Here is a 14218-nt window from a genome sequence, read left to right on the forward strand (position 1 = left end):
GGTGCCCTGGAAGAGCGCTCACTGCATCGCCGCTTCCGTTCAACCTGAACCGAGAGCGGGCCGCGGTGCCGGGTTGGCGCCGGTCAAGGCTGGAAGCTCGTCGTGCAAAGCGAACGCCAGGTCACCTGGCTTCAGGGCAAGGGCCAGATCATCTGGCGCGATGGTACGCGCCAGCCTGTATCTTACAGTTTCGAAACATCCCGGAACGCGAACGGCAGATGCCGCGGGCATTTCGACCTCGATCTACGTCAGGTCGCACCCTTGCTGCTCTCCTATGAGATCAGGCTGCTCTGCGAGGACGGGCATGTCGTGAACCTTGCGATCACCGATCATTGCAGCGACGGGGCTACCTTCGTGGGCAGCCTCCTCGACGAGCGCTGCGAGAGCGAGGAGTTGCTCCATGACCGGTAACTAAGGGAAGGCTGATGTGATCAGCCTGAATTTTGACTTCCGCGACAGATCCGGTCTCGGAACTTACCAGATCCCTCGGGTGCTGCCAGCGGGCGAAATCAGGCACCGACAAGACCGGGTGCGGGGCTCCGATGGCCACGAGCGGGCGATCGAAGAGCATCGGATCCGGGCCGGCGTCACGCAGAAGAACCACTTCGGCAATCTGAAATAATCGAACGAGCCCTGACCGGTCGGAGGAGCGGCTCAAGGCGAGGCGCCAGACGCCGTCTTCCGTTTGCCGTTCAGAAGCACCGGCGCAAGGGCGGGTGTGGCCGATGTCAGGCCAGTCCCTGCGTCCTCCCGGAACTCCATTGCATGGCGATCTGCCCGAGATTGGGGCCGAGCGTGACGGGCGTGCTCAGACGATCTCGGAAACGAGCTTGCCGATCAGGCTGTTGGAGAGGATCACAGGCAGCTTCGCGGCTTCCGCGGCCTCGCGGCGATGAGCCTCGACGAAACCCATGCAGTCCATCAGCAGAACCTTAGCACCGCGCCTGGCGAGGTCGCGGGCCGCCTCGGACAGGTTGGAACCAGGCCCGCCATAGGGCGAGGCCGCAGCATAGAGCGGTTTGCGATCAAGCCCGGCCCATTTCCCGGCCTCGCTTGCGATCTGTTCGGCGAGCGGCACGATGATGCCGAGTTGCGCGCCCGGGGTGAGGGCGGCGACCGTTGGCGGCAGGATCCGATCAGGTTCGATCAGTTGCGCCCTGTCTGCCGCCAGGGTCTCGAAATGGCCGGTGCAGAGCATCAGGATCGTGCTGCAGCCCTCGGCTTCCAGCATGGCGATCTTGGCCTGCGCCGCAGCTTCGGTGCGGCTCCTGTCGATGATGACTGAGCTGCCGTCCAGCAGCTTGGTGATCAGCACGGCAGCTCCGGCGCGAGGGCCGAAGTCGCGCTCGATCTCGGCCTTGCTCCGCCCGTCCAGCACACCCGCATGGCGGCGCGGCAGGTCGGAGCCGATCACCGCGTCGAGAATGGGCGTGATGTCGGAGCGCGGCGCCTCGCCGATGGTCAGGGTTCCGAGTTTGCGCATGCGAGGCCGTCCTCTGTCGAATGGGACGCCCGTGCCGTTTCCGGCACGGGCGCTGAGATCATCGATCGGATCTCGTTTCCGGTCCGATGATCCAGCTCTGTGTTCGCATCGGCCGTCCCGAAAACCGCAAAGCAGTTTTCGGGCCGTTGCTTTAGCGCCTGAAGTTCTTGATCACCGAGTCGAAGAAGCTGAAGATCGCGTCTCCGGCGATGATGCCGGCGGCGAAGACCTCCATGTCCCCTTCGCCTGTGCTGCCGCGCAGCTTCTCCCAGACAAGCCGGCAGACGATGCCGGCCAGGACGGCCCACCCCGCCATCGGGAAGCTGATGAGCAGGCCGGTGGCGAAGAGCACGCCGATCTGGCGCTTCGGGCCGCCGATGAACTGCAGGATCGCGCCCGGGATCGCCCAGAGGAAGAGCTGCCAGGCGACGCCTGGCGCCACGCCGGCCTTGATCGTCGCGGCATAGACCTTGTTCACGGGGGCGACGAGGTTCTGGTCGAAATAGGACTGGTAGGAGACCAGCACCACCGCACCGGCGATGACGAAGGCGAACATCGCAGCAAAGAGCTGCTGCCGACGGCCGTCGCGCTCGAAGGCGGGATCGGCGCCGTTGCCGCGCAGGATGTACCCGGCCTTCAGATCATAGCCCATGTCGGCGAAGGCAGGCCCCGTCGCGGCGGAGAAGCCAACGAGCAACGCAAGCGCCGGCATCGGGAAGCCGATCAGCATGCCGATGATCAGCGTGATCAGTGCGACGGCGAAGGCCGGGAACCAGCCAGAGTGCATCGCGGCGAGGCCGACGATGAGCTCATGCACATAGGCCGCGAAGGCGGCATAGAGCACGAACAGGATCAACATCCCGATCGACATATCGCTCATCAGGCCGCCGACCAGCGCGATGAAGACCGCGATCACGAGATAGGCAATGGTGCCGAGACCGAGCGCGCGCCTGACTTCCGCATCGGAAACGCCGGAGGCCGCCTCGGCCAGCTTCTGGGCTTCGCTGCGCCTGAACAGGAGCTGCGCGACCTGAAACAGGGCAATCAGCCCTGCGCCGATCATGAAGCCGTGCGGGATATAGGCCGCCATCAGATCGCCCTTCGGGATGATCTCGGCGAAGAGCGGGCCGCCGAAGAGCTGGCTGGAATAGCCGCGCAGCAGCAGGCCGACGCCGAACATCGAGAGCGCCCAGATATTGCCGATGAAGGCGACGCCGAAGGCGGACATCGGAATGCCGGAGACCGCCGTCGAGCCGACAAAGCCGATGGCCGCGAGCGGCACCTTGACGAAGGAGGCCAGGATGCCGGTGACGAAGCCGACCCCCATCAGCACCGCCTTGCGTCCGCCCTCGTCGCCGGCCTTGATCGCTTCGGCGGCGGCAACGCCCGGGGGCCAGGCACCGGTCGCCGGAAACACCCGGGAATCGAACATCCGGTAGAGCAGGTAGGCGTCGAGCAGCATCGCCGCGAAGGCGCCTGCCAGCATCGGCAGCACCAGATCGGAGCGACCAAGCAGGAAGGGAATGCCGATCGGCAGCAGCAGGCTGTTGGCAGCCCCGAATGTCGCGGACGAGATCGCGCTCTGAGCCAGATTCTGAACATGGATCGAGCGGTAGCGCGTGAACATCGCTATCGGCACGCGCGCAAGCGCCATGGCGGCGAGCGCCCCGATTAGCGATGTGTTTGCCGTGATGCCCAGGGAGACCAGAAGCTGCATGCCAATGATCGCGCCAAAGACGCAAAGAATGGCGATCAGCACCAGCGTCCCGGGCTCGAACAGGCTCGGGTGCCGCTGAGGCACTCCTTTCGGTTGGTCCTTCATGCCTCAGTCCCCGTTATTGGCCCCTGGAGGGGCAGATGTGCTTGTTGATGTCAGTCGTCAGGCAACAAGGATGCCGGCCTTGGCCTCGCCGACGTCGTGCGTCGCATGGCCGGTCTGGACCCCGTAGTCGCGCTTGGCGGCCTCCGGTGAGACGAGGCCGAGTGCGATGTCGCGGGCGATGGCGTCGCGGGAGCGCTCCGCCGCCGCGCCGTAGCCGGCGCCGCCGGCGAGCACGAGTTCCACGATCTCATGGGGATGCTTGACCTGGACGAGGTCGCCCGTCCCGACATCCTTCAGGACATGGCCCTGCTCATCGATGACCCGCCCTGATGCTCCGCCGCCGGCCTTGCCGCCGAACAGGCCCGGGATCGGGTTGTTGACGCCTTCCGGATAGAGCGAGACCAGCGTCGGGAGACCGTCATCGGAGAGCTTGCGCAGGCGGACGCGCTGGCCGAGGCCGCCGCGATGCTCGCCGGCACCGCCGGAGTCGGTGAGATAGGTCTTCTCCACGACCAGCACCGGCACGCGCGCCTCGAAGGTCTCGATCGAGGTGTTGGCGGCCGAGGTCGGATAGAGAAGGCCGGACTTGCCGTCGCCATGGGCCGAGCCGCCCTGGCCGCCGCCGACGAAAAGCATGTCGGAATAGGTATCACCCGCCTGGTCCCGGCCATAGACGCTCGCCGCCACCGGTAGTCCGGTGAAGGCCTGGACCTGGTTCGGAGCGGCCTGTGACAGGGCGCGGAAGATGTTCGGCGCGATGTACCAGCCGGTGCGCGTCCGCAGGTTGACCGCGAGCGGCTTGTCGCAGTTCAGGATCGAGCCCTTCGGCGCGTCGATCGAGAAGGCGCGATAGCAGCCGGCATTGCCGCGGACATTCGGCGTCAGCATGCATTTCAGCGGGTAGGTCGCATGCGCCATTGTGTAGTTCAGGGTGCAGTTGAGCCCGCCCTGCGGCAGCTGCGGTGGGGCGCCGTCAAAGTCGAGATGGATCGTGTCGCCCTTGACCGTCAGCGCCAGCGGATAGGTCATCGGCGTGCCGAGCGGGTTGTTCGAGACGGTGCCGTGATAGGTCCCGTCCGGCAACGCGGCGATGGCCTCGCGCATGGCCTTCTCGGAACGGTCCTGCACCACCGAGGCGAGGGCGCGCAGATCCTGCATGCCGTAATCGCTCAGGAAGGACTGCAGGCGCTCGGCGCCGATCGCATTGGCCGCGACGAACGAGTGCAGATCGCCGAGAACCTGCTCGGAATTGCGGACGTTCTCGCCCAGCAGGCGGACGAGTGTCTCGTTGATCCGGCCAGCCTCGTAGAGCTTCATCGGCGGGATCTGGAAACCTTCCTCGTAGATCTCGCGGGCCCTGAGGCTGTCCTTGGTGCCGCCGATATCGGAGACATGGCCGACAGTGCCCATCAGTCCGACGACGCGGTCGCCCAGGAACACCGGCGTGACCACGGCAATGTCGAAGAGATGGCCGGCGCAGAGCCAGGGATCATTGGTGATCAGAACGTCGCCGGGCTTCAGGGTGTCGGCCGGATAGCGCTCGAGCAGCGCCTTGACGGCGCGCGGCAGGGTCAGGTTGAACACCGGCATGGCGCGTGGCGAATGAGCCAGCGTCTCGCCCTCGGGGTCGAGCAGCTCGCAGGCAAAATCCTGCGCTTCGGAGATCACCAGCGAGAAGGCCGTGCGGCAGACGGTCAGCCACATCTCCTCGACGACGTTGACGAGGCGGCTCCACATGATCTCCAGCGAGATCGGGTCGGCCTCGATCCGGCGCGCGGCCTCAGCCAGCGGCATGTCGGCGCTGATCGTGGTCTCGGCGGCGCTGGCCCGCCCGACGCTGACCAGCAGGTTAAGTACCTGGTCGATCGCAACCGTATCCCCGGGAGGAACGATGGTCGTCGCTTCGCGCTCCTCGATGATCGCGGGACCCTTGATGGAGTCGCCCGGCCGCAGCGCGTAGCGATCATAGACGGTCGCCTCGCTCCAGCCGCTCTCGAACCAGGCCTGGCGATTGCCCTTCACCTTGGTGCCGGCATCGCCGCCGCCGGCCGCGCCGGAGAGCGAGAGGCTCGGCACCGGACCGGCGCAGCGGACGCGGAAGTTGATCGCCTCGAGACGGGCGCCCTCGTAGACCGAGGTGTAGCGCGCCGAATAGGTGGTGGCGAAGGCAGCGCGGATGGCGTCCAGGCTCGATGTATCGATCGTGCCGGCCGGCAACGTCACCGCGATATCGTGCATCTGGCCGACGAGGCGCATATCGGCCGAGCGCTCGACCGTGATGTCGGCTGGCTTCACGCCGGCCTCGAGCAGGTGCTTGCGGCCCTGCGCCTCCAGCTCGCTGAGCACGGTGTTGACGGCCTGGGCGTCAAAGCCCTCCGAGAACTCGACCGGCAGCGACTGCACCATGTCGAAGGAGAGCGGCGCGGCGAGAAAGCCGAGCGCCGAAGCCGCGCCGGAGGCCGGCGGAATGATGACCTGCCGGACGCCGAGCACGCGGGCGACATCGACGGCGTGCGCCGGGCCCGCCCCACCGAAGCCGACCATGGCGTAGTGACGCGGATCCTTGCCCTTCTCGACGAGATGGACACGCGCCGCGGCGCCCATGCTTTCGACGACGACCTTGTGGATGCCCCAGGCTGCTTCTTCCACGGAGAGGCCGAGCGGCTCCGCCACCGAGGCAACAGCCTTGCGCGCGGCCGCGAGATCGAGCGCCATGCGTCCTCCGAGGAAGAAGCCCGGATCATAATAGCCGAGCACCAGATTGGCGTCGGTGACGGTCGGCTTGGTGCCGCCCATGCCGTAGCAGGCCGGGCCGGGGTCGGAGCCTGCCGAGTGCGGGCCTACCTTGAGCAGGCCGACCTCGTCGATGGCGGCGATCGAGCCGCCTCCGGCGCCGATCTCGATCATGTCGATGACGGGAGCCTTGATCGGCAGGCCGGAGCCCTTGGCGAAGCGGTTGACGCGACCGGCTTCGAGCATCGGTGCGATCTCAGCGCGGCCGTCCTCGATCATGCAGGCCTTGGCGGTGGTGCCACCCATGTCGAAGGAGATGACGTCCTTGTGGCCGGCGAGCTCGCCGAACAAGGCTGTCGCAAGGCCGCCGCCGGCAGGGCCGCTTTCGAGCAGGCGGATCGGGAAGGTGCGAGCGGTCTCGGGGGAGACCAGGCCGCCAGCCGAATGCATCAACCGCAGCGAGCCGGTGAACGAGCGGGCTGCGAGTTCGCGCTCCAGCCGTTCCAGATAGCGCCGCATCAGTGGCTGGACATAGGCGTTCGCCGCGGTGGTGACGAAGCGCTGATACTCCCAGATTTCGGCGACGACCTCGCTCGACAGGGAGACCGTGAGTTCGGGGCAGGCGTCCCGGACGATCCGGCCGGCTTCCTGCTCATGGGCGGAGTTGCGGTAGCTGTTCAGGAAGCAGATCGCGATCGCTTCGCAGCCGGCAGCGGCCAGCTCGCTGGCGGCTGCACGCACCGCGGTTGCATCGAGCGCCGTCACGATCTTGCCGTCGCGGTCGATACGCTCCGCGACTTCGAGACGAAGCTCGCGCGAGACCAGCGGCTCCGGGAAGGTCAGGAACAGATCGTAGATGTCATAGCGCTGCTCGGTGCCCATTTCGAGGATGTCGCGGAAGCCGCGCGTGGTGATCAGGCCGAGCTTGGAGCCCTTGCGCTCGATCACCGCGTTGGTCACCAGCGTTGTGCCATGCACGATGTCGCCGATATCGGCCAGCGTGATGCCGGCCATCTCGGTCAGTTCGCCAAGGCCGATCAGGGCAGCCTCGGACGGATCATGCGGCGTGGTCAGGCGCTTGTGCAGCAGGACCGAGCGCTCCTGGCCGTCATAAAGGATGAAATCGGTGAAGGTGCCGCCGATATCGAAGCCGATGCGCCAACGATTGCTCATGGAGCTGTCTCCGCGATTGAGGGATGTAGGGGAAAGAAAAGCGGGTCCCGGGTCAGCGCCGCGATCTCGGCGGCGCCTTCTCCCAGAGAACGGATAATGGCGAGGCGCTCCTCCGGCGTGACGGTCGCTGCCGGGAAGGAAATGCAGAGCGCGACTTCGTCGCCGGTGCTCGGATCGCCGACCGAAACCGAGATGGCGCGCACGCCCCTGACCGCCTCGTCATGGGATTCGGCGTAGCCCTCGCGTCGTGTGACGGCGAGCCGCGCCAGGAGTTCGTCGAGGCCCTGCGGGGCTGTATCGGACGGCGGTTCGAAACCGCCGGCATAGAGGCGGCGGACCTCGTCGTCGGGAAGGCGGGCGAGCAGGGCGCGGCCGGTGCTGGACGCGAAGGCGGCAATTCGATCGCCAATCGACGTGACGACGCGCAGGGCGTGCCGTCCGGGATGGGCCGTGACGCCGACGATGTCGGTGCCGCGCCGCACGCTGATATAGCCGGTATGTCCGACCTCGTCCGAGATGCGCCCGATCACGGAATCGGCCCGGTCGATCAGCGAGGCGGCGAAGCGGTAGATATGGCCGACCTGATTGAGCAGCAGGGAGGGGCGGTAGCGCTTGCTGTCGCCGACCGTTTCCAGCAGCCCCTCGTCGCGCATCGCCCGCAGCAGTCGCGACGCATTGCTCTTCGGCATTCCAAGCAAGGAAACGAGATCCGTCACCGTCACATCGTGACGCGTGCTGGAGAAGCAACGGAGCACATCGACGGCCGCCGACAGAATGGACATCCGGGTGAGTCCAGAAAAGTTCCATAAAATGGAACTTGAGTTGCAATAACAGGAACAATATCGCGCCTGACCGAAGAGTCAACAAGCGTTAAGGATTGAGGGTGGAATGCGCTCGGACGAGGCGCTATGGCCCTGGAGTGCCGGATCAACGGCGGTCCTGCCTGATTGGCTTGTGTGCGTCCGTTGAAGCTGCAGGCAGTCCGACCCGCCCAGCGCTCGATCCGGTGCAGGTCAAGCTTCCTTGCCGAGCCCGGTCAGGCCGACAGGACCAGGAATGCCAGGGAAGGGAGTTCGACGACGAGGCTGCGCACAACCGGGCGTCGGCCAGATCGGAGAGGCAAGCGACTGCGCAAGGCGGCGCTGTTCCAGCCTTTCGCCGGACTGCGGCGCGGAGCGGCGAGCCGCCATTCATGTTGAGGTTGCGGGCTCGGACGATGCTGGCTCGCCCGGGTCGGGGCGAATGCGGCGCGTCTCAGGACGCGGCGCAGGGCATGCCGCCGCCTTCGCCTGCCAGGTCCGTCTGTGCGGGGGAGGCGGTAATCACCTTAGGACGGCTTGCGTGCGGAGATCAGGAAGCGGTTTTGCGCTGCGCGCTCGAGACGCTGGAAGAGCGGCATGAAGCGACCCTGGGCGCGGTGGATCGGGCCAAGGTCGCGGTCGACGACGACGTCCTCGAACCCTGCCTGCCTCAGCAACTCGGCGACGGCATCGGGGCGGCACCCATCAGAAAAATAGACGCGCGACAGGATGCTTGCATGGGTGTCCGCATAAGGTGGGGGAGGCGGCACATTCCTGCTCAGGCGTTTGACAAGTCGTGCGAGCCACTTGATCAACCGCCTGTCCGGTGGGGTGTTGATGGTGTCCGCGTCGATGATCGCGACGCGTCCGCCCGGCTTGAGTACCCTGTGCCATTCGGCGAAGGCGGCCGGCGGGTCGGGCAGGGTCCAGACAAGATGCCGGGTGACTACTGCGTCGTAACTATCCGAGGGCTCCAGCGTATTCTCGGCATCGCCGAGGAAGAGCTTGATCGGTCCCTTGCCCGAGACCTTGGCGCGGGCACGCGCCAGCATGGCCTCGGAGAGATCGAGGCCGGTCACCGAAAAGCCGAGTTCCGACAGCAGCAGCGAGATCACCCCCGTGCCGCAGGCCAGGTCGAGCGCCCGGCGCCCCTGATCGGTGCCAAGGTGCCGCGACAGAAGCGCGAGCCATGCGCGCCGTTCTTCCAGGGAAAAGATCTCGTGGCCTGGCGTCGTATCGAATGTCTCTGACCTGATGGACCAATAGTCCCGGATTTCATCCTTCAGGCTGCGATTTGCGATCGTGGTCGACATCGATCATTCGCCTTGTCTTGGTCCGTTTCCGGCACCTTTCACCACGCTGCGCTGCGTCTCACAAGTCTTTCCTTCGGTTCGCGCCGAGAAGTTTTGTGAATGAGCGGTCTGTTCTTCACTTTAGAATTCGTTTAATCAAGTAGATTGGATGTATTCTAAAAGATATGCCTTGACCGACCTTGTGTCATTTCATACGAGCCGCCCAGCTCAGACGAGGTTTAGGTGGTGGCGTGATGGCATTGCTTCACAGGGTTATTCAAGTAGCCACTCTGACCATTGGCCTCATCGCGTCGACGTTGCCTGCTTTCGCGGAGAAGGTCAGGGTCACGGATGTTCTCGGCCGGGCGGTCGAGGTCAACGCGCCAGTCGAACGCGTGATCCTGGGCGAAGGGCGGCAGATGTACTTCGTCGCCGCGCTCGACAGGGACGATCCGTTCAAGCGTGTCGTCGGCTGGCGGGACGATCTGCCGAAAGCCGACCCCGACAGCTACAAGGCCTATCTCGCCCGCTATCCCGCGATTGCCAAACTGCCGAATTTCGGTGGCATGAAGGAGGGCGCATTCGACGTCGAGCAGGCGATAGCGCTGAAGCCGGACGTTCTCTTCCTGAATGTCGAGGCGAAGATCGCCAGCGACGAGGCCAAGCTGGTCGAGAAACTCGCCTCCGTCGGCATTCCCGTCGTCTATGTCGATTTCCGCGAGAAGCCCTTCCAGAACACCGAACCGTCCATGCGGCTGATCGGCAAGCTCTTCGGCAAGGAGGCGCTTGCGGAGGACTTCATCACGTTCCGGGCCGAGCAGATCTCGCTGGTGACGGACCGTCTTGCCAAGGCTACGGCATTGAAGCGGCCGGTCGTGATGATCGAGCGCGCCGGGGGCTATTCCGACGATTGCTGCATGTCGTTCGGCAACGAGAATTTCGGCAAGATGGTCGAGATCGCCGGGGGGAAGAATTTTGCGGGCGACCTGATCCCCGGGACCTTCGGTACGGTCAATGCCGAGGCCGTCGTCGCCGCCAATCCTGATGTCGTCATCGTCACCGGCGGCAATTGGGAGGCCTATGTCCCGGGTGGGGCCTGGGTCGGCCTTGGCCCCGGCGTCGACCTGATCGAGGCGCGCCGCAAGCTCGCTGCGCTGTCGCGCCGCCCCGCCTTCGCGCAGACGGCCGCCGTCAGGAATGGCCGCGTCCATGGCATCTGGCACCAGTTCTACAACAGCCCCTACCAGTTCGTCGCGATCCAGGAGATCGCGAAATGGCTGCATCCCGACCTGTTCAGGGATGTCGATGCTGACGCCACACTGAAGGCCCTGCATGAGCGCTTTCTGCCCTTGCCTTACCAGCCCGGCTACTGGGTGACCGTCGAGGCCAAGGGATGAGCGAGATCGGAATATCTGGCGCCGCTGCCGAGGCGGTGCGCGAGGGCGGGGGGCGGGCGAGCTATCGCGCCCTGAACGCGCGCCGGCGCATGATCCTCGCCGGGCTCTTTCTGCTGCTGCTGCTGAGCTTCATTGCCGACCTGATGATCGGCCCGGCCCGCTATGCGGCGTCCGATGTCGTGCGTGCGCTCGTGATGCCGGACAGCGTCCCGGTTGCCGTGCGCGTCGTGATCTGGGACATCCGCCTGCCGGTGGCGTTGATGGCGGTTGTGACGGGCGCCTCGCTGGCCATGGCGGGCGCCCAGATGCAGACGATCCTGAATAACCCGCTCGCCAGCCCGTTTACCCTTGGGATATCGGCTGCAGCCAGTTTTGGCGCGGCGCTCGCGCTCGTGTTCGGCGTCGCCATCCTGCCGTTCGCCGTCGATTATATCGTGCCGTTGAACGCCTTCATCGCGGCGATGGGGGCGGCCATGCTGATCCATGTGCTCAGCCAGTCCCGCGGCGTGACGACCGAGACGGTGATCTTGCTCGGCATCGCCCTGGTCTTCACCTTCAATGCCCTCCTCGCATTGCTGCAGTTCTTCGCCTCGGAGCAGGCGCTCGGCGCTGTGGTCTTCTGGATGATGGGGAGCCTGACGAAGGCAAGCTGGAACAAGCTTGCGATCACCAGTGCCGTGGTTGTCCTGTGCGTGCCCTTCTTCATGCGCCGCGCCTGGGCCCTTACCACGCTGCGTCTCGGTGACGAGAAGGCGGCAAGCTTCGGCATCGATGTCAGGCGGCTGCGGCTGGAGATCATGCTGCTGGTCAGCCTGCTGGCGGCTGTGCCCGTGTCCTTCGTCGGCACGATCGGCTTCATCGGCCTCGTCGGCCCGCATATCGCGCGCATGGTGATCGGCGAGGATCAGCGCTTCTTCCTGCCGGCATCTGCGCTCGCCGGTGCCGCCATCCTCTCGGCCTCCTCGGTCGTCAGCAAGTCGCTGATACCGGGCCTCATCTTCCCGATCAGCATCGTAACGGCGCTCATCGGCGTGCCGTTCTTCTTCAGCTTGATCCTGACCAATCGGAAGCGGTCATGGTAGTTGGCCTGCAGCTTCGCGAGGTCGGCGTCCGTTACGGCCGCAAGGTCGTTCTGAGCGAAGTGACCACACCGCTGCTCAGCGGCGGGGAGGTCGTTGCCGTGATCGGCCCGAACGCGGCCGGCAAGTCGAGCCTCTTCCGACGGATTGCCGGCCTTGTGCCAGGGGCGGGCGAGGTCAGCATTTCCGGCGAGAGCTCCGTGCCCGGGCGCCGCGCGCCGTTGTCCTGCTACCTGCCGCAGGATACGGCGGTGAACGCAGTGCTCACGGTTTACGAATCGATCCTGCTCGCCTTCAAGCAGGGCGGGACATGGTCGGTCAGCGATGACGAGCTCAAGCGGATCGATTGCGTGCTGCGCGATCTCGAGATCGAGGATCTCGCCTTCAGGGGGCTTGGGGAACTCAGCGGCGGTCAGCGCCAGTTGGTTTCGATCGCCCAGACGCTGGCGCGCGAACCGGACATCCTCCTGCTCGACGAGCCGACGAGCGCGCTCGACCTGCATCGCCAGTTCGAAGTGCTGTCGCTCGTGCGTCGACTGGCGCGGGACCGCGGCATGTGCGTCCTGATCTCGATCCACGATCTTAATCAGGCGTTGCGCGTCGCCGACAGGGTCCTTGTCCTGGCCAAGACGCGCCTGGTCGCGATCGGCGCGCCGCGCGAGATCGTGACGCCGTCGCTGCTGGACGAGGTCTATGGCGTCAGGGCGCGCGTCGAAGGCCTGTCTAGCGGCGAGCCCTATGTTGTCGTCGAGGGCTCCACGCGCCACGCCGCATAAGGATCGGCCGTCCAGACGGGCAACGTCGTCCTCTTCTGACGCCCGGCGGCCCGGGCGCGTTCCTGCCCGTGCGGGATCCTGCGCTGGCTGCATGACCCGATCGTGCTCATGCTTCTTGCCGGCTTGTCGCGCTGGGCGTTTGGTCGCAACAGCGAGACGCAGGTTCGCGCCGACACCGATCCGGACGATCGGCCGCGCGACGGCATGGGCAGGAAAGAGCCAGGAGCAGGATATGACCGATCAGCAGAACACCGCCGAGATCTGGCGGTTGGCGGATGCCAAGAGTCCGGCTTTCTTCGAGCTTAGCGACCGCGTCTGGGCCGTGCCCGAACTGAATTATCAGGAGGAGCGTTCGGCCGCCGAACACGCCGCGATGCTCGGGAAGGAGGGCTTCCGTGTCGAGAAGGGCGTCGCCGGTATTCCGACGGCACTGATCGGCGAGTCGGGCGAGGACGGTCCGGTCATTGCGATCCTAGGCGAATATGACGCGCTGCCCGGACTGAGCCAGGAGGCCGGCGTCGCCGAGCAACGCCCGATCATGTTGGGGGGAAATGGCCATGGCTGCGGCCACAACATGCTCGGTTCGGCCTCTTTGCTTGCCGCGACTGCCGTCAAGGACTGGCTGGCTGCGAAGGGCATCAAGGGGCGCGTGCGCTATTATGGTTGCCCAGCCGAGGAGGGCGGCTCGTCCAAGGGCTTCATGGTGCGCTCCGGGCTGTTTGACGATGTCGATGTCGCCATCTGCTGGCACCCCTCCTCATTCACCGGCGTCAGCAAGGCGATCTCACTTGCCTGTGTCGAGGTCGAGTTTACCTTCCGGGGCCGTGCATCCCATGCAGCTGCCTCGCCGCATCTCGGTCGCAGTGCGCTCGATGCGGTCGAATTGATGAATATCGGCGTCAACTACATGCGCGAGCACATGCCGAGCGATGCGCGTGTCCATTACGCGATCATCGATGCCGGCGGCATCGCGCCGAATGTCGTGCAGGCGCAGGCGACCGTGCGTCATTTGATCCGCGCCCGGACGCTCAGCGAGATGTGGGACCTGGTGCGGCGGGTCAAGGCGATCGCCGATGGCGCCGCTCTGATGACGGAGACTTCCGTCGTTGCGCAGCAATTGTCGGGCGATGCCAACCTCGTGGGCAACCGTCCGCTCGAGGAGGCGATGCACGCCAATCTCATCCGGCTCGGCGGGCCGGGTTTCGATGCCGCTGACCGCGCCTTCGCCGCAGAGTTCCAGAAGTCCTTCTCGAAGGAGGATATCCGCGCCTCCTATGGCCGCTTCGGTCTGTCGGTGCGGGAGGGGGAATCGCTCAGCGACGACATCTATCCGCTGGACTATGTCGCCGCCCTCTCCGTGGGGTCCACCGATGTTGGAACTGTGAGCTGGGTCGTTCCAACCGTGCAATGCCGCGTCGCCTGCTATGCCGTTGGCACGCCCGGACATTCCTGGCAGCTGGTCGCCCAGGGCCTCGCGCCGGCGGCGCATAAGGGGCTCTCGCTTGCGGCCAAGGCCATGGCCGGCGTCGCGGTCGATGTCCTGTCCCAGCCGGCGCTGCTCAAGGCGGCCAAGGCTGATTTCGCTGCGTTCCGCGCCGAGAACCCGTTCCAGAACCCGATTACCGACGATATCGAACCGCCGCTCGACATGGCGGCTCATTGA

The 14218-nt window shown here is 65.6% G+C and carries 11 protein-coding genes; 6 read left to right on the forward strand and 5 right to left on the reverse strand.

From position 1 onward, the window contains the following. Window positions 1–102: 102 nt before the first annotated feature. Window positions 103–411 (forward strand): hypothetical protein, encoded by a 309-nt coding sequence (locus AC1DW9_RS11140; protein WP_441505925.1) that lies wholly within the window; start codon window positions 103–105, stop codon window positions 409–411. Between the two features lie 16 nt (window positions 412–427). Next, window positions 428–622, forward strand: coding sequence for a hypothetical protein (locus AC1DW9_RS11145; protein ID WP_441505924.1), 195 nt, complete (start codon window positions 428–430; stop codon window positions 620–622). A gap of 186 nt (window positions 623–808) precedes the next feature. Here the strand turns inward: AC1DW9_RS11145 and AC1DW9_RS11150 are convergent, their stop codons facing one another. The 5 genes from AC1DW9_RS11150 to AC1DW9_RS11170 all read right to left on the reverse strand — a co-directional run bounded on the left by AC1DW9_RS11150 (window position 809) and on the right by AC1DW9_RS11170 (window position 9324). Next, the gene (locus AC1DW9_RS11150; protein WP_476776320.1) at window positions 809–1483 is read right to left on the reverse strand and encodes an AroM family protein; all 675 of its coding nucleotides are present in this window, start codon (window positions 1481–1483) and stop codon (window positions 809–811) included. Between the two features lie 151 nt (window positions 1484–1634). Further along, window positions 1635–3305 (reverse strand): OPT/YSL family transporter, encoded by a 1671-nt coding sequence (locus AC1DW9_RS11155; RefSeq protein ID WP_441505922.1) that lies wholly within the window; start codon window positions 3303–3305, stop codon window positions 1635–1637. Window positions 3306–3362: 57 nt separating this feature from the next. Continuing rightward, window positions 3363–7211: a hydantoinase B/oxoprolinase family protein gene (locus AC1DW9_RS11160; RefSeq protein WP_476776321.1), complete on the reverse strand. Its 3849-nt coding sequence runs from the start codon at window positions 7209–7211 to the stop codon at window positions 3363–3365. After that, window positions 7208–7993, reverse strand: a complete 786-nt coding sequence (locus tag AC1DW9_RS11165) for an IclR family transcriptional regulator (protein ID WP_441505920.1) — start codon at window positions 7991–7993, stop codon at window positions 7208–7210. Before AC1DW9_RS11165 ends, AC1DW9_RS11160 begins: the two co-directional genes overlap by 4 nt. A 545-nt stretch (window positions 7994–8538) precedes the next feature. Continuing rightward, entirely contained in the window at window positions 8539–9324 is a 786-nt protein-coding gene (locus tag AC1DW9_RS11170; RefSeq protein ID WP_441505919.1) for a class I SAM-dependent methyltransferase, read from the reverse strand. A gap of 233 nt (window positions 9325–9557) precedes the next feature. Between AC1DW9_RS11170 and AC1DW9_RS11175 the strand changes: the two genes are divergently transcribed. The 4 genes from AC1DW9_RS11175 (at window position 9558) to AC1DW9_RS11190 (ending at window position 14218) form a co-directional block, all read left to right on the forward strand. Further along, window positions 9558–10700 (forward strand): ABC transporter substrate-binding protein, encoded by a 1143-nt coding sequence (locus tag AC1DW9_RS11175; RefSeq protein WP_441505918.1) that lies wholly within the window; start codon window positions 9558–9560, stop codon window positions 10698–10700. Beyond that, window positions 10697–11782 (forward strand): FecCD family ABC transporter permease, encoded by a 1086-nt coding sequence (locus AC1DW9_RS11180; protein ID WP_113515844.1) that lies wholly within the window; start codon window positions 10697–10699, stop codon window positions 11780–11782. The genes AC1DW9_RS11175 and AC1DW9_RS11180 overlap by 4 nt, the downstream gene beginning before the upstream one ends. Next, window positions 11776–12555, forward strand: a complete 780-nt coding sequence (locus AC1DW9_RS11185; protein WP_476770952.1) for an ABC transporter ATP-binding protein — start codon at window positions 11776–11778, stop codon at window positions 12553–12555. The genes AC1DW9_RS11180 and AC1DW9_RS11185 overlap by 7 nt, the downstream gene beginning before the upstream one ends. A gap of 232 nt (window positions 12556–12787) precedes the next feature. Then, complete coding sequence (locus AC1DW9_RS11190) at window positions 12788–14218, forward strand: amidohydrolase (RefSeq protein ID WP_476776322.1); 1431 nt, start codon at window positions 12788–12790, stop codon at window positions 14216–14218.

This window comes from Allobosea sp. P4_E12 (assembly GCF_056401655.1).